This is a genomic window from Pseudomonas sp. FBCC-B35, from assembly GCF_059133755.1.
In genome coordinates this window covers 2272132-2291094 of the sequence record NZ_CP101439.1, presented here as the reverse complement: position 1 = coordinate 2291094, position 18963 = coordinate 2272132, and the positions used below count along the sequence as shown (strand labels likewise).

General features: G+C 62.6%; 17 protein-coding genes. 3 read left to right on the top strand and 14 right to left on the bottom strand.

The window, feature by feature from the left end; translation table 11 throughout:
* Positions 1–47: 47 nt before the first annotated feature.
* From NMB38_RS10740 to NMB38_RS10705, 8 genes are all read right to left on the bottom strand, one after another.
* Complete coding sequence (locus NMB38_RS10740) at positions 48–1052, bottom strand: DUF535 family protein (protein WP_027916338.1); 1005 nt, start codon at positions 1050–1052, stop codon at positions 48–50.
* Positions 1053–1061: 9 nt separating this feature from the next.
* Complete coding sequence (locus NMB38_RS10735; RefSeq protein WP_254286813.1) at positions 1062–2048, bottom strand: glycosyltransferase family 2 protein; 987 nt, start codon at positions 2046–2048, stop codon at positions 1062–1064.
* On the bottom strand, positions 2045–2569 hold the full coding sequence (locus NMB38_RS10730) for a serine O-acetyltransferase (protein ID WP_027916340.1): 525 nt from the start codon (positions 2567–2569) through the stop codon (positions 2045–2047). The genes NMB38_RS10735 and NMB38_RS10730 overlap by 4 nt, the downstream gene beginning before the upstream one ends.
* Before the next feature lie 8 nt (positions 2570–2577).
* Positions 2578–3531, bottom strand: coding sequence for a glycosyltransferase family 2 protein (locus NMB38_RS10725; RefSeq protein ID WP_033695182.1), 954 nt, complete (start codon positions 3529–3531; stop codon positions 2578–2580).
* On the bottom strand, positions 3524–4141 hold the full coding sequence (locus tag NMB38_RS10720) for an acyltransferase (protein WP_027916342.1): 618 nt from the start codon (positions 4139–4141) through the stop codon (positions 3524–3526). The genes NMB38_RS10725 and NMB38_RS10720 overlap by 8 nt, the downstream gene beginning before the upstream one ends.
* Positions 4142–4245: 104 nt before the next feature.
* The gene (locus NMB38_RS10715) at positions 4246–5712 is read right to left on the bottom strand and encodes an FAD-dependent oxidoreductase (RefSeq protein ID WP_027916343.1); all 1467 of its coding nucleotides are present in this window, start codon (positions 5710–5712) and stop codon (positions 4246–4248) included.
* Positions 5709–5921, bottom strand: coding sequence for a twin-arginine translocation signal domain-containing protein (locus tag NMB38_RS10710; protein ID WP_027916344.1), 213 nt, complete (start codon positions 5919–5921; stop codon positions 5709–5711). Before NMB38_RS10710 ends, NMB38_RS10715 begins: the two co-directional genes overlap by 4 nt.
* A 40-nt stretch (positions 5922–5961) precedes the next feature.
* Complete coding sequence (locus NMB38_RS10705) at positions 5962–7338, bottom strand: oligosaccharide flippase family protein (RefSeq protein WP_140174283.1); 1377 nt, start codon at positions 7336–7338, stop codon at positions 5962–5964.
* Positions 7339–7433: 95 nt separating this feature from the next.
* On the opposite strand from NMB38_RS10705, the gene NMB38_RS10700 reads away from it, so the two are divergent.
* The 3 genes from NMB38_RS10700 to galE all read left to right on the top strand — a co-directional run bounded on the left by NMB38_RS10700 (position 7434) and on the right by galE (position 12647).
* Complete coding sequence (locus NMB38_RS10700) at positions 7434–8969, top strand: O-antigen ligase family protein (RefSeq protein WP_049695994.1); 1536 nt, start codon at positions 7434–7436, stop codon at positions 8967–8969.
* Complete coding sequence (locus tag NMB38_RS10695; protein WP_345956831.1) at positions 8966–11563, top strand: cellulase family glycosylhydrolase; 2598 nt, start codon at positions 8966–8968, stop codon at positions 11561–11563. The genes NMB38_RS10700 and NMB38_RS10695 overlap by 4 nt, the downstream gene beginning before the upstream one ends.
* 106 nt (positions 11564–11669) lie before the next feature.
* Positions 11670–12647 (top strand): UDP-glucose 4-epimerase GalE, encoded by a 978-nt coding sequence (gene galE / locus NMB38_RS10690; protein WP_028687783.1) that lies wholly within the window; start codon positions 11670–11672, stop codon positions 12645–12647.
* A gap of 40 nt (positions 12648–12687) precedes the next feature.
* On the opposite strand, the gene NMB38_RS10685 is transcribed toward galE, so the two are convergent.
* The 6 genes from NMB38_RS10685 to NMB38_RS10660 form a co-directional block, all read right to left on the bottom strand.
* Positions 12688–13494: a CpsD/CapB family tyrosine-protein kinase gene (locus NMB38_RS10685; protein ID WP_088523732.1), complete on the bottom strand. Its 807-nt coding sequence runs from the start codon at positions 13492–13494 to the stop codon at positions 12688–12690.
* A gap of 10 nt (positions 13495–13504) precedes the next feature.
* The gene (locus NMB38_RS10680) at positions 13505–15067 is read right to left on the bottom strand and encodes a GumC family protein (protein WP_028687782.1); all 1563 of its coding nucleotides are present in this window, start codon (positions 15065–15067) and stop codon (positions 13505–13507) included.
* Positions 15068–15086: 19 nt separating this feature from the next.
* A complete protein-coding gene (locus tag NMB38_RS10675) occupies positions 15087–16202 on the bottom strand; it encodes a hypothetical protein (protein ID WP_027916350.1) in 1116 nt (371 codons plus the stop codon).
* Positions 16203–16227: 25 nt separating this feature from the next.
* Positions 16228–16785, bottom strand: a complete 558-nt coding sequence (locus tag NMB38_RS10670; RefSeq protein ID WP_027916351.1) for a polysaccharide biosynthesis/export family protein — start codon at positions 16783–16785, stop codon at positions 16228–16230.
* Positions 16786–17014: 229 nt separating this feature from the next.
* Entirely contained in the window at positions 17015–17191 is a 177-nt protein-coding gene (eppA, locus tag NMB38_RS10665) for an EPS-associated small membrane protein EppA (RefSeq protein WP_165919238.1), read from the bottom strand.
* 319 nt (positions 17192–17510) lie between these two features.
* Entirely contained in the window at positions 17511–18929 is a 1419-nt protein-coding gene (locus NMB38_RS10660; protein ID WP_023535446.1) for a short-chain fatty acid transporter, read from the bottom strand.
* Positions 18930–18963: the final 34 nt, after the last annotated feature.

Genomic DNA, 18963 nt, shown 5'->3' with positions numbered 1-18963 from the left:
AAATCCAGATCCAAACCCGCTTGATGACCCCCCGCGCCCGACAAGCCTTATGAACGGCCTTCTGTCAGGGGCGGAGCGTCCACTGCCGATGCATGCCCAGCGCATGCATCCCCTTGTAGTTCTTGTAGTTCATGGTTCCCGGCAGCGCCTGCCAAAGCCTCGTGCATGCGCGTGAAAACATCGTCGAGCAACGCCTGCCGGCGGCGGTACATGGCCCGTTTCTTGGCGGGAATATCCGAATCGGCGCGCTGTGCAGCCACCAGGGGCAGCTCGAAGAAACCGTTGCAGGGCGTCGGTTGGCCGCCGTGCTCCTGCCAGATAGCATCGTAGTCGGCCGCCAGTTCCCGGGCGGTGTCGGCGCCAAAATAAGGATGACGGTGGTGCCTGCAACGGTCGCTGACGGCCAGTATGCGATCGACCGAAAGCGAGCGCGCCAGGCATTTGAGCGCTTCGAGCACCAGGCTGCGCGGGCGCAGGCCTTCGAAATGCTTGGTCAGGTCGCGATAGATGGACAGGGATGTTTCGCTGTCGATGCCTTTGTGGATGCCTTGCACCGCGCCAATGAACAGCGTCAACGTGTTTGCGTCCCTGCACAGGGTGAAGGCGAGTGACGCGACCCGCAGGTCGCCCTGAAACAGGTTCAGGACCAACTCGCCTTCGCGTTTGAACCAGATCGGCCGGTCCAGTACCAGGCTGCAAGCGGGTGAATGATCCCCCAGGTCGCACAACACACGGCGTTCATCGCGGCCTGTGACCAGAAGCCCCGGCGCTTGTGCAGTCACCACTTCGAAATGCGAGGCCACGGCATCTAACCGTTGGGCCACGCTCCAGGCACTACTGATGTAGGGCCATTGCACCATGCCCAGCGCGTCGTCGCCCATGCGCTGGCGCCATTGTGGGCCCAGTGCAGTCGTCATGCGTCCCATGAAGCGCACAAGCGCGTGGCGATGGCTCATCATCAGCAGGGCCAGCGCGCACTTGCTCTTCACGGCGCGCGGGGTGAAACCGGGTTGCAACGTCGATACGCGGGTCACGAGGCGGACAAGCATCATGGGGTCATCTCACTTGTACTCGATCAGCGCTGATTTGCCGGGCAACAGCCGCTGGCGCCAGAATTTGAGCTGGCCCACTGCCTCTGGGAACTTGCCCAGCACCAGAAACAAGGCCTGCAACCTGCGTTGCCGGGGCGCCAGGGCGCCACGCCTGACCAACCGCAGGATTTGCAGTGGGTACAGCAGCAAGAGCGCCAGCCCCCCTGCCCCGAACATCAGACAAGCCAACAGTGTCAGCAGCGGAATCCCCAGCCCCCAGACCCAGGCACGGCGGGACTCACGCACCCAGTGCCGCTCGGGTGCAGCACCGTGCAACCAAGCGCCTTCGGCATAGGCGTAGCCGGCGCGCATGCTGCGTCGCCACCATTGGCTGAAGCGCGTCATGGCCGCATCGTGCAGGGTCATTTCGGCGTCCAGGCGCCAGACTTTCCAGCCCGCGGCTCGCAAACGCACGCACAGCTCCGGCTCCTCGCCGGCAATCAGCCCCGTCCGGAAGCCCCCTACGCTGGCGAACGCCTGGGCGCGCATCAACGCGTCACCGCCACAGGCCTTGGCTTGTCCAACCGGGGTATCCCACTCCAGGTCGCACAACTGGTTGTACACGCTTTGCTGGGCAAACCGCTCGCGCCGCCGCCCACAGACCACCGCCACCTGCGCGTGCCGTTGCAGGAAGGCGTGGGCAGTGGGCAACCACTGGGGGTCGATCTCGCAGTCGCCATCAACGAACTGCACCATGTTCAGGCCAGGCTGCAGCTGGTGCAGCCGGGCGAAACCTTCGTTGCGCGCGCGGGCGGCGGTGAATGGAATGCTCAAGTCCAAGGCCAGGACGTGCACACCCAACTGATGCGCGAGCTGAACCGAGCCATCGGTCGAACCGGAATCCACGTACACCACCGTATCGACACGGGCCACCAGCGCACGCAGGCAGCGCTCCAGGCGCTGGCCCTCGTTGCGACCGATCACCACGACGCCGACCGCCTCCAGTTGTGTGCTCACGGCATCACCTGCGTCGCGGGGCTGTGCCTGGGCTTGATCACGGCCGGCACGCCGACCGCAATGCAGTTGTCCGGCACATCCACCAGCACGACCGCATTGGCGCCGATCACCACATTGTTACCAATGCGTATATCGCCCAGGATCTTGGCGCCGGTGCCAATGTCGACATTGTTGCCGAACACGGGCGCCACAGGCCGATCGACCTGCTTGAGCCCCACCACCACACCGTTGCGAATGCGGCAGTCGTCACCGAACCGGGCATAGCCGCTGACGATGATGCCGCCGAAATGATCGATGACGAAATGCCGGCCCACTACCGCCTCGCAGGGCAGTTCGACCCCGGTCAGGATCTGTACCAGCTTGAACAACACCTTGTAGACCAGCGAACAGAGCTTGCGCAGCGGGGCGGGCCTCACGCCATAGCGCCAGCGGCCAAATCGGTAGACCAGCATCACCCAGAACCCCTGGGCTCCCCAATCGCCCCCATGGGCCCGCAAATCGGCACGAATATTCTCGAACATGGTGCGCACTACCTTGTCGGCTGGGTGGCATAGCGGGTTTTGAACAACAATGCCCACGTGGTGCGGCTGTGTAGCCAGCAGGCCCGCAAGGCCGCCCGCCCGCGCCGCTTGATCAAGGCCTTGAGCGCCAGTATCAGGTCACCCAGGCTCACCAGCAGCATATGCAGGGCAAGGCCGGCCCGACCGTGGTGCTTGCGAAAGTACAGCAGCTCGCTTTCTATCTGGTAAGCGGATATCTGCCGGCTCGCGGCTTCGAGCTGGGCCACCGACTTGGAGCTCTCGCCGCCGATGTGCACCACCGTGGTGTGCGGGTAGAACACCACCTTCCACCCCGCTGCCTTGACGCGCTTGCAGTGGTCGACTTCTTCGTAATACAGAAAGAAACGGGGGTCGAACAGCCCGACCTGGTCGAGGACCTCACGGCGCACCAGGTAGAAACACCCAGGCAGCCAATCGCATTCGCGCACCGACCCATGGTCCCAGCTCATGTCATCAACGCGCTGTACGCCGGGGACGAAGCGTTCCAGGCCGGTGCGGGCAAGAAACACGTTGAGCGGTGTCGGAAAATACCGGCAGCTCGGTTGCAGGCTGCCATCGCGACCTTCGAGCCGAACACCCAGCACGCCACACTCCGGGTGCGCCTGCATGTAGTCCAGGGTCTTGTGCAAGGCGTCCTGGGCCACGAAAGCGTCGGTGTTGAGCAGCAGGGCGTATTGACCTTGCAGGTGGGTCAGCAACTGATTGTTGGCACGGCCAAACCCTACGTTCTGCCGATTGCTCAGCACCAGCGCCTGAGGGCAGACCTGGGTCAAGCGGGCAAGTGAGTCGTCGGCCGAAGCGTTGTCCACCACCAGGTAGCGCGCCAGGTGCTCGCTGTCGGCGCTGCGCAAGGCATCGAACATGGGCTGCAGCAAACCGGCCGTATTGAAATTGACCACCATCACGTCCACCGGCTTAGCCATTGTCGCTGTCCCCGAAGAAGTACTGGCGCCGCTGGGCCATCAGCATGGGCTCCACCTGGGGGTCAAAAGCGCCCTTGCGCTGCTTGACGATGTCGATCCAGGGATAGGCTTCGCAGCGGGCTTCCACCCGTTTGATCAGCGCATCGGTGGTGCAGATGAAGGCCGCCGGGTTACCGCCATAGACGGTGCCGGGCGGCACGTCCTTGGTCACCACGGCCCCGGCGGCCACGACGGAGTCCGGCCCGATGGTCACGCGCGGCATGACGATTGCGCCGTGACCGATGAAGCAGTTGTCCTTGATGTCGATGAAGCCGACCGAGTCCAGGTGCTTGCCGAAGCGGTGCTCGATCAGCAGCACGACGCCGTCATGGCCGATGAGGGTGCAATCGGACAGGCCCACGCTGTTGCCAATGCGCACCAGCGATGGGTCGGTCACGTTGCAACCCTGGTTGATGTAGACGTTGGTGCCCACCGAGTGAAAACCGCCCCAACGGGCCAGGTAGGTGCCCCATTCCAGCCCCGCTGGGTTGCACATTTTCTTGTACAAACCGCGTGCCCGTCCCGTGCGGTGGGCATACTGCATTACGGCTCTGCGTATCCATCCCATCATGCTGCCTGGCCTCGCAATCGATGCAACCTGAGTTATCCCTGGGCGGCGCCGGTCTCGTTCTTGTGTGTGCTGACCGCCGCACCCCTTGTCCTAAAGCCGGTGAATCACGCCGCGGCGCTCCTCTGGGCGCTCATGCGGGCATCGAGGTGTTCAGCCAGGCGCACGGCGAATTGCAACAGTGGCATGGTCGGGTTGGAGGCACCGCCGGTGGCGAAGATGCTGCTGCCGGCTGCATACAGGTTGTCGGTGCCGAACACTTTGCAGTCGCGGTCCACCACCCCATGACGGGCGTCGGCGGCCATGCGCGTGGTGCCCATGTGGTGGGCGTGCGGCGACAGCCTGAGCGGTATCGAGGTGTCGTAGACGAAGTCGTTGAGTTTGACGAACCCAAGGTTCTCCTTGGCCCACTGGGTCGCAAGTTCGGTGCCGATGCACTTGATCGTATGCCGGTCCTGCTCGTCGAGTACCCAGTTGACGTTGACCTTGGCCACGCCCAGCGCATCCTTCTCGTCGAGCAACGAGATCCGGCTGTGCAGGCTTGGGAATTGTTCGATCATGGTGCTGATGATGCCATCGCCCGGGCAGCTGAAGCTGGCGACGAAGGCCACCTTGCTGGCCACGCCCATGTCACAGGCCAGGGTTTCAAGGAAGTACTTGACCTCGGCGGTACGGCCGTAGGTTTGCACGTCGGCCAGCAGGGCGGCGCGCACATTGCCCTTGCCGATCTTGAAGTGCTCGATGAAGGCATCGGTGGTGTAGTACTCGCGCGGGTCGGGATCCAGCCCTGACTTGAGGATGAACGTGCCCATATCGATGTTCAGGTGCTCCATGAAACAACGGCCCACCAGGCCGTCCTGGCTGATCACACCGGCCGCTGCCAGGGAGCTGCTGTTGAGCAGTTGCCGGGCGTTCTCGATGGCGCCTGCGGCGAGGATGAAATGCCGTGCGACCTGACGCTGGCGGTTGCCAGCGTAGTCCGACAACAGCACTGCTGCCAGCCGGCCAGAGGCAGGGTCGAATTCGAGGTCCACGCAGTTGCAGTTGATGAATACGTCCAGCCCTGGGGTTTGTTCCAAGGCGGTGGCGTACTTCTGGGCAAATCGGGTTGGGGTGCTGAGCAGGAAGCGGTCCGGTTCGAACTCGTCGCCGTCCAGCCCCGTGTTGATGGCATGAAAGTCGGCACCGGCGGGCAGGTCGACGATGTCCATGGCGGCGGGCAGGTAGCGCGCGATTTCGGCATACTCAATGGGCCAGCCCGGCAGGTCACCTGGCGGTGCGATCGAAAAGTCGGACGGGCTGAAGGGTCGGCACCGGCCTGCCCAATGGTTTGAAGTGCCGCCTAAATAACGTAGCCGGGTCTGCTCGGCATACAGCTGCAGCCCGCTGGAGGTGCAGGCATACAGCTCCTGAGAGCGAGGTGCGTAGTCATGGCCGCCCCCCTCGGCCAGCAGCACGCTCCAGCCTGCGGCCGCCAGGCGCAGCCCCAGCGTGATGCCGGCCGGGCCGGCGCCGATGATGCACACGTCGTAACTGTCGCGCAGCGTCTTGTGTTCCTGGAAATCGGTGATCATGCCGACGGGCTCTTGAAATACTGAGACGGCAATACCCAGCCATTGATGACCACGAACGCCTCATTGGCCTCGGCGGTGGGCCGGGGCAGCGTTTGGCCGGCGACCGCTGTCACTGGGCCCAGCACAGCGCCTGCCGCCCCCACCACCGCGCACCCCTTCAGAAAGCCCCTACGCCCTACCCGTGACGCACACACGCTCTGCTTGCCCATGATTACCTGGCCATCCTCACGAAATTCCTACAGGTCGCGCTCAGATCCACTCGAATAAAGCGGTCAATGCAGCCCCGCACAGCGCCCCGGCCAACAGGGCCGGCAGCACTACAAGCTCGCGCTTGAGGCTGAACATTCCCAATTTGCTGTTCACGTAAACGATCAACACCAGTGTGGGCAGCGTGTGCAGGGCAACGCCCCAGATCGCCCAGTCCACCCCACCGAAATACAGCAGTACCGGCAGTAACCCCCACAACGAGACCAGGCGAATGATGTTGTCCATGGCCTGGTACTTGGTCAGCCCCAAGGCGATCCAGACCTGATGGGCCAATGTATAGCGCAATGTAAGGAATGACAGCGAGAGAATTGCGAGCATCGGCCCTGCTTCACGGTACCGCTCGTCGTACATCCAGCCAATGAGCAGCGGGCTGGCGGTCAGAAACCCTCCGCAGATGAACAGCACCAGCAGGTCCACCAATAGCCGAAAACGGTGATACAGGGCTACCAGACGCTCGCGATCATCAGCACGAGCCGCTTCGCTGAACGCCGGCAGCGCAACGGCGCCGACCACCTTCATGATGGCCATCTGCACTGCCCCCAGAATCAGCACGGCGATGGAGTACACGCCCAGCTGCGCCGCCGTCATGCTGGCACCGAACCAGATGCGGTCGCCATACATGGCCAGGACCCCGACCATCGAAGACAGCAGGATCCAGCGCCCGAACACGATCAGCTCGTTCAGGGCGGCGCGGTCCCAGTGCAGACGATTGCGAGGGCCCTCCAGCGCAGTGTGGCCCAGTACCGTCCAGGCCAGGGCGGACACCAGGCCAGCGCTGACCAGCGCCCAGATGGAATGGGTCAGGTAGCCCACCACGAGCATCACCAGCAGGCCCGCGACTTGCGACGCCAGGTCGACCAGCACCACGCGCTTTTGTTGGAAGGTTCGCACTGCCACGTCTATCTTGGTGGACTGAAAACCCCAGATCACGGCAGACAGGCCGGTGATGGCCAGTACCGCCGGCAAAACCGGGGCCGCGTAGGTCGCGTCCGCAGGCCACAGCTCAGCCACCTGCGCCAGCCACGCGCCCAGGGCCAGCAGCAAGGTCAAGGCGAACAGGATGAAGCCGCGAATGATCTGGACAGTCCAGGCCGTGTTGAGGAAAACGGGGTCGTCACCTCGATGGCTCTGGATGATGTTCTGGCGTAAGCCAACATCGGAGAGCAAGTGAAGCAGTACCGAAACCGTGGTGGCGATGACCATGACCCCGAACATCTCGGGGACCAGGATACGCGCCATGATCAGGTTGCCGCCCAGGCGCATCAGTTGGGAAGCCACTTGCGAGACCAGGTTCCATGACCCCGCCCGCAAGGCCCGCGAGCGCAAGCTTGCGGTGGCTGACACCTCAATCGACGGCATGGGTTCTATCTCTGACTAGATGGCTAAAAGTCACTATAGTTTCAATCAGCCATGATGCTAGCCGTGGCCCACCGAAAGGAAGGTGTAAATAGCTGATGCCTGAACATTTTCGCGCGTTGATCGTCATCCTGTTCCTGGCCAGCGTGGTATTCGTGCTGGCTCGGCGTCCTGCCACCGACCTGATCCCGCTGCGCGATTTCAAGCGCCGGCGCAACCTCTGGTTCCTGCTGACGGTGCTGGCATTCGTCTCCCACAGTTTCTGGCTGTACCTGGCGGCAGGCGGGCTCATCCTGTACCTGGCCGGGCGTCGTGAACACAACCCCATGGCGCTGTTCTACCTGCTGTTGTTTCTGATCCCACCGGCGGCGGCGCAGGTGCCGGGGTTCGGTGTGGTCAACTACCTGGTCGACCTCAACCACATCCGCCTGTTGACACTGTGCGTGCTGCTACCAGCCGCCCTGGCCTTGCGTCGGCAGCCGGACACGCTGCGCTTTGGCCGCACCTGGCCAGATCGCCTGCTGGCGGTAAGCCTGGTGCTGATGAGTGTGCTCTATCTGCGCGAAACCACGCCCACCGATACCCTGCGCCAGGCCCTGTACCTGTATGTCGATGTATTTCTGCCCTACTACGTGGCCAGCCGTGGGTTGCGCCAGGTCAGCGACTTCAAGGACGCCATGCTGGCCTTCGTCCTGGTCGGCTTCCTGCTGGCGTTGATCGGGGTCGCCGAGTATGTACGCCACTGGTTGCTGTACAGCGCCCTGATCGACGCCATGGGTGTGCCGTGGAGCTTGTCGGGCTACCTGAGCCGGGGCGGCGCCCTGCGGGCCAGCGTCACCACGGGCCAGGCCATCGTGCTGGGTTATGTCATGAGTGTCGCCATCGGCCTGTTCCTGTTCGTGCAAGGCTATCTGCGCCGGCCGTTGCATCGCTGGATGGGCGCGCTTTTGCTGGCTGCCGGTCTGTTCGCGCCGCTCTCACGCGGGCCCTGGATTGGCGCTGCGGTGATCGTGGTGGTGTTCGTGGCGCTGGGCAGGGGGGCCGTGCGGCGCCTGGCCCTGCTGGCAACGGCGGGGGTGCTCGCCCTGCCGCTGCTCGGTGTGATACCGGGTGGCGATAAGGTGCTGGACCTGCTGCCGTTCATTGGCAACCTTGAAAAAGAGAACATCACTTACCGCGAGCGGCTCATGGACAATGCGTGGATCGTCATCCAGCGCAATCCGCTGTTCGGCTCGTTCGATTTTCGCAACACGCCCGAAATGCAGTCGATGATCCAGGGCGAAGGCATCATCGATATCGTCAACTCCTACATCAACCTGGCCCTGCACGTCGGCTTGGTCGGGCTCGGGCTGTTCGTGGCCTTCTTCGCCATGGTACTGCGCGGCATCTACAAGGCCATGCGCAGCTTCGACGACAAGGACGACGAACGTCGTCAGCTTGGCCGGGTGCTGCTGGCGACATTGATCGGCATCCTGGTGATCATCTTCACCGTCAGCAGCATCACGTTCATCCCGGTGGTGTACTGGTCCATCGCAGGGTTAGGGGTGGCCTATACCCACATGGTCCGCCGGCAGCACTCGCTCGCTACGCCCTCTTACGACATTCCCTCTGCGCAACCCAGGAGCCTTTCATGACCCTGTCTGCCTTGCGTGCCGTGCTGTGCCTGACCGCCCTTTGCTCCCTGGGCTTACCCACGAGCGTTCGGTCCGAGGCGTGGCAGGTCAGCATCGATGAGCAAAACGGCCTGCCGGTGGTGACGCAGGGCGGCGGGCCAGTGATGAGCGCCAAGTTCGACTTCTGGGCGCAGGACTGGAGCTGGACGGGTTTCCAGACCGCCCTGAGCGTCGATGGCCCCGGGCGCTACACCTTGCAGGGGCTGAACAAGGCCCTGGATTTCGAGCTGAAGGCGGCGATCACCCAGGTGCAACCGCAAACCCTGGCGTGGGACTTCGACCTTGACGCCCATAGCCGCCAGCGCGATGTGATTGGCGGCGGCATGGTGTTCCAGTTCGATCCTGCGCAGATCGCGGGGGCCATGGGTGCCCCGCAACTGTTGGCCGACAACCGCGGGTGGTCCTGGGGCGGTACCGAGCAGGGCAGGCGTGTAGAAATGCGTTTCGACCCACCCTTGGCCAAGGTCTACTTCGAGCGCGGCAATCCTTCGGAGCTGCGCGCCTTCTTCTACAAGGACGCCATCGCTGCCGGCAAGCAACAGGTCAAGGCGGTGCTGAACGTAACCGGGGACATCGCACTCGCGCCCACCCCTACCGAGCGCTTCGGTCTGGTGGACCCTACTGCCTGGCCAGAGGACCAGTTGGACTGGCGCACATCCCCCGTTGACCTTTCGTTTCTCAATGCGCGGCAAAAGCCCGCCGGCAAGCACGGCTTTGTGCAGGCGCGCGGGGAACAACTGGTGTTCGAGGACAATACCCCCGTGCGTTTCTGGGGCACCAACCTGTCGGCTTACGCCCTGTTCAAGAGCCCTGACGAGGAGATTGCCCAGCAGGCAAAACGCCTGTCGGCGCTGGGCTTCAACCTTGTACGGCTGCACCATCACGACTCCCCCTGGGTGAGCCCCAATGTGTTTGGTGACGGCACGCAGGTTCGCGACACCCAGCAGTTGGACGCCGAGTCCATGCGCAAGCTTGACCTCTGGATCAAGGCGCTCAAGGACGAGGGCATCTACATCTGGCTGGACTTGCATGTGCAGCGCGCTCTGACCGCCCAGGACGGTATCGATGACTTTGGCGAACTGGCCAAGGGCCAAGCGCGGGTCGACCTCAAGGGCTACGCCTACGTCAACGCCAGCATCCAGCAGGCGATGAAACACTTCGCCGCTCAGTACCTGGGCCATGTAAACCCTCTGACAGGCCTGGCCTACAAAGATGACCCCGCCATCGCGGCCATCCTGCTCACCAACGAGAACGACATCACCCAGCACTACGGCAACGCCCTGCTGCCGGACAAGGACGTCCCCCGTCACAGTCAGCGTTACATGGCCGCTGCCAAGGCGTTCGCCAGCCAGCACGACCTGCCAGCGGACCTGACCTGGCGGGCCTGGCAACCTGGGCCCTCCAAGCTGTTTCTCAACGACCTGGAGCAGCGCTTCAATGCCGACATGATCGCGCACCTGCGCGCCCTGGGGGTACGGGTGCCGATCGCCACCACCAGCACCTGGGGCGGCAACGGCCTGAGTGCCCTGCCCGCCCTCACGGTGGGTGATGTCATCGATGCCCACAGCTACGGCGCCAGTGGCCAGCTGGAGAAGAACCCGTTGACCAGCGACGGCTTGATCGACTGGCTGGCCGCCGCTCAGGTCGTGGGCAAACCGTTGACGGTCAGCGAATGGAACGCCGAGCCTTTCCCGTTGCCTGACCGGCATTCCCTGCCGCTGTACATCGCCGGAACCGCCAGCCACCAAGGTTGGGACGCCATGCTGCAGTACGCCTACAGTCAACAGGCGTTCAACCCCGGCTGGCGCACGGCAGACAACTGGCATGCCTACAATGATCCGGCATTGCTTGCCACGATGCCGGCTGCCGCACTGATGTACAGGCGTGGGGACGTTCAACCCGCCAGTACCCGCTACGTGTTCGCGCCGAGCCCCGAAACCCTGTACAACCAGGACATCACCCCACGTACCTCGGCGCTGCTGCGCACGGCGGTGGGCCTGGGCCAACTTCAGAGCGCCTTGCCTGTCACGCCCCAGCTGCCATGGCTCAAACCTGCGGCCATTGCTGACGGGGCTACCGTGCTGCACGACCCTGCCCAGGCGTTGCTGCCGGCAGACGCGACCGAGTCGGTGAGCGATACCGGCGAGCTCAAGCGCAACTGGCAGTCAGGCCTCTACACCATCGACACGCCCCTCACCCAAGCGGCAACGGGCTGGCTGGGCGGGCGTACGATTACCCTGGGTGATGTCCAGGTTCAGGCGAGCACGCCCTACGCCAGTATCGCCGTGCAGAGTCTCGACGGTGTGGTACTGGGCCAATCGCGCAGCCTGCTGGTCTCCCTGGGCACGCGAGCGGTGCCCCAGCCTGAGGAAAACACGCGCTTTCATGTCGAACCGCTCAAGGCCCAGCTGAGCATCAAGGCGCCTGCCGGGTTGAAGCTGTTCGCCCGCGATGCCCAGGCGCAGCTCAAGCCCCTGCCCGCCAGCTACCGTGATGGGCGTTATCACATCACCCTGGATGGCACCTACATGTCCAATTGGATGTTCTTGAAATAGGGCAGATGGCCATCTACGCTCATGGCACCTGTTAGCCGAGCATCCCGCCTGCATGTCCCAGGGACGGTTCACGGTGTCTGTCGACAGCGGCTTCGTGGAGGTGTGGATGAGGTACCTGGTGGTGGGGGGCTCGGGCTATATTGGCTCGCACATGGTCGGCTATCTGTTGGCTGCCGGGCATGAAGTGGTGGTAGCGGACCTGGTATCTCCAGGGCCGGGCATTCAGTGGGCCAGGTTGGACATCGCCGATGAAGCCGCGCTCAACGTGCTGTTCGGCATGTGCACGTTCGACGCGGTATTTCATTTTGCCTCGTTCATCCAGGTGGGCGAATCGGTCAGCGCTCCGGGCAAGTATTACCAGAACAACGTCGCCGCTACCCTGTCGCTGCTCCAGGCGATGGTCAGCGCAAGAATCAAGTGCCTGATTTTCTCCTCCACGGCGGCTGTGTATGGGGATCCGCAGTACGTGCCTATCGACGAGGCCCATCCCAAGGCGCCGATCAACCCGTATGGGTTGAGCAAGTGGATGGTGGAACAGATCCTTGAGGATTTCGATCGGGCTTACGGGCTCAAGTCGGTATGCCTGCGCTATTTCAATGCCGCAGGCGCCGACCCGGCGGGGTTGCTCGGCGAGCGTCATGAGCCGGAGACACATCTGATTCCGCTCATTCTCCAGGCCGCCTCTGGCCGGCGCGAGGCAGTGACGGTATTCGGCCGGGACTACCCCACCCCTGACGGCACGTGCATCCGCGATTACGTACATGTGACCGATCTGGCCTGCGCCCATGCGCTGGCCGTGGACTACCTGCTCGACGGCGGCGAGCGTGCAGTGTTCAACCTGGGCAATGGCCTGGGCTTCTCGGTGCAGGAGGTCATCGATGCGGCCAGGTCCGTGACGGGCCAACCCATCACCGTGCTGGACGCACCGCGCCGCGCAGGCGATCCGCCCCGATTGGTGGCCGACGCCAGCAAGGCCATGCAGGTGCTGGGCTGGCGGCCTGTGCACGCAGACCTGGAAGTGATCGTGGCGCACGCCTGGCAATGGGAGCGGCAGTACCCATGGCCGGCAATGACATGGCGTTGAGCGTCCATCGGGGCTGCCCGACGGCGCCCCTTGAAAACGCTCAATAATAGGGCTGCGGTTTTTCGTCGGCCTTATTCAGTACGGTGCCAATCAGGTTCGCCGTGCCCAGGTGGTGCAGGCAGTCCTCGATCTCTTTCTTGGTGTTCATGCCGTTGGCCACCACCAACAGCACGCAGTCGAACGTGGGTAGCACGGTGATCGCATCGTCGGAGCTAAGCAGCGGTGGCAGGTCGAAGATGCAGATGCGCGAGGCATAGCGATTACGCAGGTCTCTGACCAGGTGAGTGACCTTGGGTGAGCACAACACTTCGGTCGACATGGGTACCGGCACCCGCGTCGGCAGTACGACGAAACGAGGCAATGTGGGGTTCACCAGGCATTCCTGCAGCGGCGCCTGATCATCGAGAAACTCGTTCAGCGAGCAGTCCATGGGCAGCCCCAGGCTCCTGCCGACGCGAGGACGGCGCAGGTCGAAATCCACCAGCAAGGCGGTGCGGGTGGTGTAGTGGGCAATGCTCATGGCCAGGTTGATGGCCAGTACCGTCTTGCCCGCTTCGGGCGTGGGGGAGGTAATGGCCAGGGTACGCCAGCCGTTTTCCTCCATGGTCCTGAGCACCTGGGTGCGCAACAGGTCAATGGGCCCGTTCATGCTGGAGTTCTTGTTGTAGGCGACAATGCGGTGACGTTCCAGATGATCGGCCTTGAGCGCCACCACCTTGGTATTGACGTAGTCGAACTGCCCCGGGACCTCCGCAAGCGCGGTACCCGGTGCCGGGTTCACGGCCTGGGGCGTACCTGGAGTGACCGGGTGAAGGGTATTGCCATGAGCCGGTGTATTCCTGTCCATCACTGCTTTCCTATGCAAACCTGGAGGTGAGCTTGAGCAACAGCACATCCAGCGGCATGTAGAAGAGGTGTACCAGCCCTACCAGGATAGCCACCAGGCACAACGCTGCCAGGATCAGCCCGTTGCGCCAGCGCTTGCGCCTGGCCACGTCGGCGCGGGTGTCGATATAAGGCAGCGCCACCAGCACGCGCCTGCCAAGCAGGTTCTCCAGGGCGCCAACGCCACGCACGCGCTGGTTGAGCATCTCCAGCAACATGACCAGTGCCCCACCACCTGCCGGCGCCAGCACCAGGCCCAGTGCCGCGATTTTCTTGCGGTTGGGCTTGATCGGCTTCTCAGGCATCAAGGGCGGTTCGAGCAGCACGAAACGCTCGGCCTTGTTTTCCTGCTCAAGGCTCTCGGTAATCTTGGCGCCCATTTCCTTGGCCCGGATTTCCTCGTACTTCTTGCGCGCGTTGTCATGGTCGCGCATCAGCGTAACCAGGCCGCGCTCGACCTGCGGCGCTTCGAGAATCTCGGCTTCGTAACCTTCCATCTTGCGGGTCAGCTCGCGCTTCTGCTCGGCCAGCGAGGCAATGCGTACCTGTGCCGCGCTCATCTTGGCCCGTACGCGTGCCGCATCCAGGCTCACCGTCGAGGCCACGCTACCGGTCTGGCCACTGGCCTCCAGCGCTTGAATCTTGCGTTTGACCGCCGCCACGTCGGGGTGCGCTTCTTTGTAGCGGGTCAGCAAGCGGGCATATTCGGCCTTCAGGCTCGCCAGGTCCTGGGGCTGGTCGGCGCCCGCTGGGCGCGCGCCCTCGCCGGTTTTGGTACCTAGGCCGGCATTGGCGGCGGACAGTTCAAGCTCCAGGTAGCGCAGTTCCTCCTGGGCCGCCTTGTAATCGCGGTCGACCTCCCGGAACTCGAGCTCAGCCCGCGAAAGCATGTTCATGCGCAGCGTCTGATGCTCAGGCAACGCATTGGCATGGGCCTGCTTGAAGTCGGCCAACTGGTTCTCCAGGCTGGCCAGTTCTGCCCCCAGCTTGTTCGCCTCCTGGGTCAGAAACTCGGTAGTCTCGTTGGCCCGTTCGGTGCGCTGCTTGAGGTTTTCGTTGAGAAACAGCGTGACCAGTTCATCGGCGACTTCTTTGGCCACCTCTGCCTGACGATGCTCGAAAGACACGTTGAAGGCGACCGTCGCCTCGCCGCGCCCACGCACGAAGGTGGTCAGCGTCTGGACCGCGATGGCGTTGCGCATTTGGTCGATCTTGTCGCTTTCGCTCAAGCGCTTGTCGGCAAACAGTCCGTACTTGTCGATGATGCGCAGCAGGTTCTCGCGCGTCATCACCCGCTGGCGAATGACCTCGATGCGCTCGTCGGCAAAGCTGGTGGTGTTGGTCGACACCAGCTCGGGAGATATCTGCTGCGACTCCACCAGGATCGTGCCGGTGGACTGATAGATCGGTGGCACCGTCAGCGCCACGGCGACGGTGGCAGCCAGGATAACGGCTGCGCTGACCCCCAACACCACGGCCCGGTCCTTGATAATGGCGATGTAATCTCTGAGAGAGAGCTCGTAATCGGACTTCATGGGGCCACCTGCAAGCGGTTCAGATGTCGGGATAGCGGTATGTCAGGGTCAAGCCAACGATCGTGGCGGTCGCATCGCCGTCGAGGTCCTGCTTGCGCTCCTTGTACGTCAGCGCCAGGCGCAGGTCCCAGTAGGGGGACAATTGGCGGCTGGCCCAGAGGCTGTAGATCTGCAAGGTATTGGGTATCTGGCCCTTGCTGTCCTGCCAGGCGGCGTCGGCGCCGACCCGGGTCAAGGGGTCGAGCGCATAACTCCAGACCCCACGCACCTGATCGAGCTGGGCGAACCCGCCTTGGGCACTGGCTACCGTACTGCGCTCGACCGTCAGGCTGGCATCGCTGCGTGCGCCGGTGTACAGCAGCGCCACGCCGCCCTCCCCGCGCCGCCCTCCCTGGCTGCCCGATACCTTGTTGACGCCCAGGTGCGCATCGGCGCTGAATGACTCTGAGAACTGGTACTTGATCCCCACCGCCGGGCTGTAGCTGTTGGAGGCCGTGGCGGTCAGGTCGTCCTCGGGTTCATAACGCCGAGCACCAAAGCGGGTATAGGCATCGGCGCGCTCGCTCAAGGCGTAGGTCCAGGTCAGGGTATTGGCCAGCTCGTCGTAGCCAGTCAGACTGTTGATATCGTAACGGGCGCGGTTGTAGGTGGTTTCGTTGCTCAGGGTGCTGCGTTCGGTGATCGCCTGGCGCCAGTTACCCGTCAAGGTGTACAGCTTCTGCGTCCCATCGGTAGTAACAACGCCGGTATCGAGCACGGTACCCGACAGCGTAGAGGTTTCGTTGTAGCGTGCCAGCAGCCCGAACTGCCCGCGTTCGGTGGTGCGTTGCCAGCCCAGGCTGATGTCTGGGTCTTCGCGGTCATCGACGACGTTGGTGTCGGAGGAGCGCAGAATATCCAGGCCCAGACCTAACCGCAGTTCATCTCGGCCGAAACTGCCGATCAGGGTGTAGTCAGGTGCAATCAGGGTACGTGTCACGCCTTTTTCGCCCGACGATAGCAACAGCGGGTTGCTGTCGTGTTCGACCGACGTTGGTACCACCACCGTCGACTGCCAGGTAGCGGCCTGGGTTGAGTGCGCAAGCGGCAAGGCCACAATTGCCGCGGCAATGCGAGTTGTTCTTGGAAGAGGCATCAAGTCTACTTATTAAAAGGCATGATCAAGGAACGACCAGCGTGTCACCGGCCTGAAGTTGAATATTGGTCGACATGTCGCGGCCCGTCACCAAGTCCTTGTATCGCACGGGCAGGATTCTCTGGGACGTGCCGGTGCCACGCACGACCATTATTTCGCTTTCATCGGCAAACTTGTCCAGGCCACCCGACATGCTCAACGCCTGCAGCACCGCCGTAGGGCCTGACATTTGTACGGGGCCGGGCTTTATGACCTTGCCTTGGACATACACCAAGTTGCCCGCGTTACTCTTGACTACCACGCTGACGTTCGGGTCAGGCAGAAACTTTTCCAGTTTGCTGGCCACTTGTTTTTCAACCGAGGCAACATCCAGCCCTGCCACGTCTATGCGGCCGGCCAGAGGGAACGTGATGCTGCCATCGGGGAGCACGGTGGCCTCCTGCTTGAGGCTGTCTTCCTGCCACACCGAGACCATCACCACATCGCCGGGATTGAGGCGGTAGGCCGGTTCCGAGGGCGCGGCAGCGCAATGACCCGACCACATTGCAACCAGGCCAACGACGGCGAACAATGAACGCACCATGAGGGTCCCTCCGGCCAGATGGCCCGACTAGAGCACTGAAGAGAACAACACACCAACTCTCGCTCCACTTCGCTGTCACCACCGCGAGCGCCATGCTCTGCCGGCCGCCTGAGCGGCACGTCGAACCCTGCTGACCAGGCTTCGAGAAGGTAATGGCAATATAGCAACGGTTGACGAATTCACAAGCCAACTCAAGCGGTCTAGCCTGAGTGACTGTAACTGCGGTATTTCAAATCTTTCTGCGATTGGCCACGGCGACAAAACCCACGACCGCAAATGCGAAGAACCAACCCGCGGTTGCAACGGGAATGATACTGGTCTGATTGATATACGAGTCAGCCGCACGGGCAGCACCGCTCAACAGCACCAACAAAAAGATCGATTTCACAATCAGAGTCGAGCGCATACGCCGTCCTTTCAACCAGGATAATCAATGAGTAAGTGGCGCGATGATGCGGGGTGTGTTGCGGTATTGACTTGAGCTTATGGGCACTCTGACACTACGTCAATGAACCGACACCATAATAAATCTCAATGGGCTACGCCGTAATAAGTCAAAATACCGTCGCATAAATTATGCGAAGGGGAAATTTACGTGGCTGGGCGAGTCTGGATGTCAGGAGCAAGTTGCCCTCTTCCCCTGAGGTTGGCGCAGAAAGCACACTGACTCACAGACCTGCACCTCACCCCAAGGCAAGGCACAGTTCTGTAGCCAGGAGCAGCTGCTACGGCATGACCGGTGGCGTGTATTGCAACGTGGTGCCCAAGGCCCACAACAGGAACAGCACCAGAGGAACGTGCACGAGCAACTGCACGAAGGAAAACCCGATCAGGTCCCGCGCCTTCAGGCCCAGCACGCCCAGCAGCGGCAACATGTAGAACGGGTTGATCAGGTTGGGCAACGCTTCGGCTGCGTTGTAGATCTGCACAGCCCAGCCGAGGTGGTATTGCAGGTCATTGGCCACCAGCATCACATAGGGCGCCTCGATGATCCACTTGCCGCCACCTGACGGAATGAAGAAGCCCAATACCGCCGAATACACACCCATCAACAGGGCATAGGTATCGTGGGTGGCAATTTGGGTGAAGAACAGCGAGATGTGATGGGCAAGCGTCTGTTCGTCGACCCCTTTGACCTGGGTGAGGATTGCGGCGATGGAGCCGTACAACGGGAACTGGATCAGCACGCCAGTGGTAGTGGGCACGGCCCGAGCCACAGCGTCGAGGAAGCTGCGCGGCCGCCAGTGCAGCAGAGCGCCGAGCATGATGAACAGCAGGTTGTAGGTGTTCAGGCCAGAGATGGCCGTGATGGCGGGTTTACTCGCGAACTCCTGATACAGCCAGCCTGCGGCCAGCGCAACGAGCAGCAGGATCAGCACAGGGCTGTGCTCGAGCCACTCCCCCGGGCGTGTACGCGCAGGTGCCGGCGGAGCGCTGAAGCTTGGGTCCACGCCACACGCTTGAGCGCTGCGCGCACTGTTGGGGCCGGGGGCTGTAGCATAGGCGATGACCAGCGATACCACGACCAAGGCTGCCAACATCACGCCTGACTGCCAGAGAAAGATGGTTTCGGTGAAAGGAATCACGCCAGTGATCGACAGAATCGAGGGTGGAAGGCTGGCCGGATTGGCCTGCAACTGAGCCGCCGATGAGGACAGCCCCAGCGCCCACACTGCGCCCAGGCCCAGGTAGGCCGCCGCACCGGCAGCCCTGTAGTCCATCTTGAGGTCGGTACGACGCGCCAATGCACGCACCAGCAGGCCACCAAAGACCAGGGACAAGCCCCAGTTGAGCAATGACGCCAGCATCGAGATCAGGGCTACCCATGCAACGGCCGAGCGACCGTTGCGGGGAATGCGGGCCAGGCGATCGATCAGCCGCGCGGCAGGCGGCGAACTGGCGACCACATAGCCGCCGATGACCACGAACGCCATCTGCATGGTGAAGGGGATCAAGCTCCAGAATCCATCCCCGAAGGCCTTTGCGGTGTCCAGTGGCTTGGCGCCCATGGCCAACGCGCCCAAGCACACCAGCAGCACCGCCAAGGCGGCGAATACCCATGAATCGGGGAACCAGCGCTCTGCCCAGTTGGAGCAGCGCAGGGCAAAACGTGCAGAGCGGCTGTCTTGTAGTTCAGCGGCCACGGAAGCGTCCTTTTATTGGTTTTATAGGTAGATG

Coding starts and splice junctions, on each gene's coding strand:
- NMB38_RS10710 (WP_027916344.1), bottom strand. CDS start 5,921: ATGGGCAAGCAGAGCGTGTGTGCGTCACGGGTAGGGCGTAGGGGCTTT.
- NMB38_RS10725 (WP_033695182.1), bottom strand. CDS start 3,531: ATGGCTAAGCCGGTGGACGTGATGGTGGTCAATTTCAATACGGCCGGT.
- NMB38_RS10670 (WP_027916351.1), bottom strand. CDS start 16,785: ATGGTGCGTTCATTGTTCGCCGTCGTTGGCCTGGTTGCAATGTGGTCG.
- NMB38_RS10675 (WP_027916350.1), bottom strand. CDS start 16,202: ATGCCTCTTCCAAGAACAACTCGCATTGCCGCGGCAATTGTGGCCTTG.
- NMB38_RS10715 (WP_027916343.1), bottom strand. CDS start 5,712: ATGATCACCGATTTCCAGGAACACAAGACGCTGCGCGACAGTTACGAC.
- eppA (WP_165919238.1), bottom strand. CDS start 17,191: ATGCGCTCGACTCTGATTGTGAAATCGATCTTTTTGTTGGTGCTGTTG.
- NMB38_RS10705 (WP_140174283.1), bottom strand. CDS start 7,338: ATGCCGTCGATTGAGGTGTCAGCCACCGCAAGCTTGCGCTCGCGGGCC.
- NMB38_RS10685 (WP_088523732.1), bottom strand. CDS start 13,494: ATGGACAGGAATACACCGGCTCATGGCAATACCCTTCACCCGGTCACT.
- NMB38_RS10700 (WP_049695994.1), top strand. CDS start 7,434: ATGCCTGAACATTTTCGCGCGTTGATCGTCATCCTGTTCCTGGCCAGC.
- NMB38_RS10720 (WP_027916342.1), bottom strand. CDS start 4,141: ATGATGGGATGGATACGCAGAGCCGTAATGCAGTATGCCCACCGCACG.
- NMB38_RS10695 (WP_345956831.1), top strand. CDS start 8,966: ATGACCCTGTCTGCCTTGCGTGCCGTGCTGTGCCTGACCGCCCTTTGC.
- NMB38_RS10740 (WP_027916338.1), bottom strand. CDS start 1,052: ATGATGCTTGTCCGCCTCGTGACCCGCGTATCGACGTTGCAACCCGGT.
- galE (WP_028687783.1), top strand. CDS start 11,670: ATGAGGTACCTGGTGGTGGGGGGCTCGGGCTATATTGGCTCGCACATG.
- NMB38_RS10680 (WP_028687782.1), bottom strand. CDS start 15,067: ATGAAGTCCGATTACGAGCTCTCTCTCAGAGATTACATCGCCATTATC.
- NMB38_RS10730 (WP_027916340.1), bottom strand. CDS start 2,569: ATGTTCGAGAATATTCGTGCCGATTTGCGGGCCCATGGGGGCGATTGG.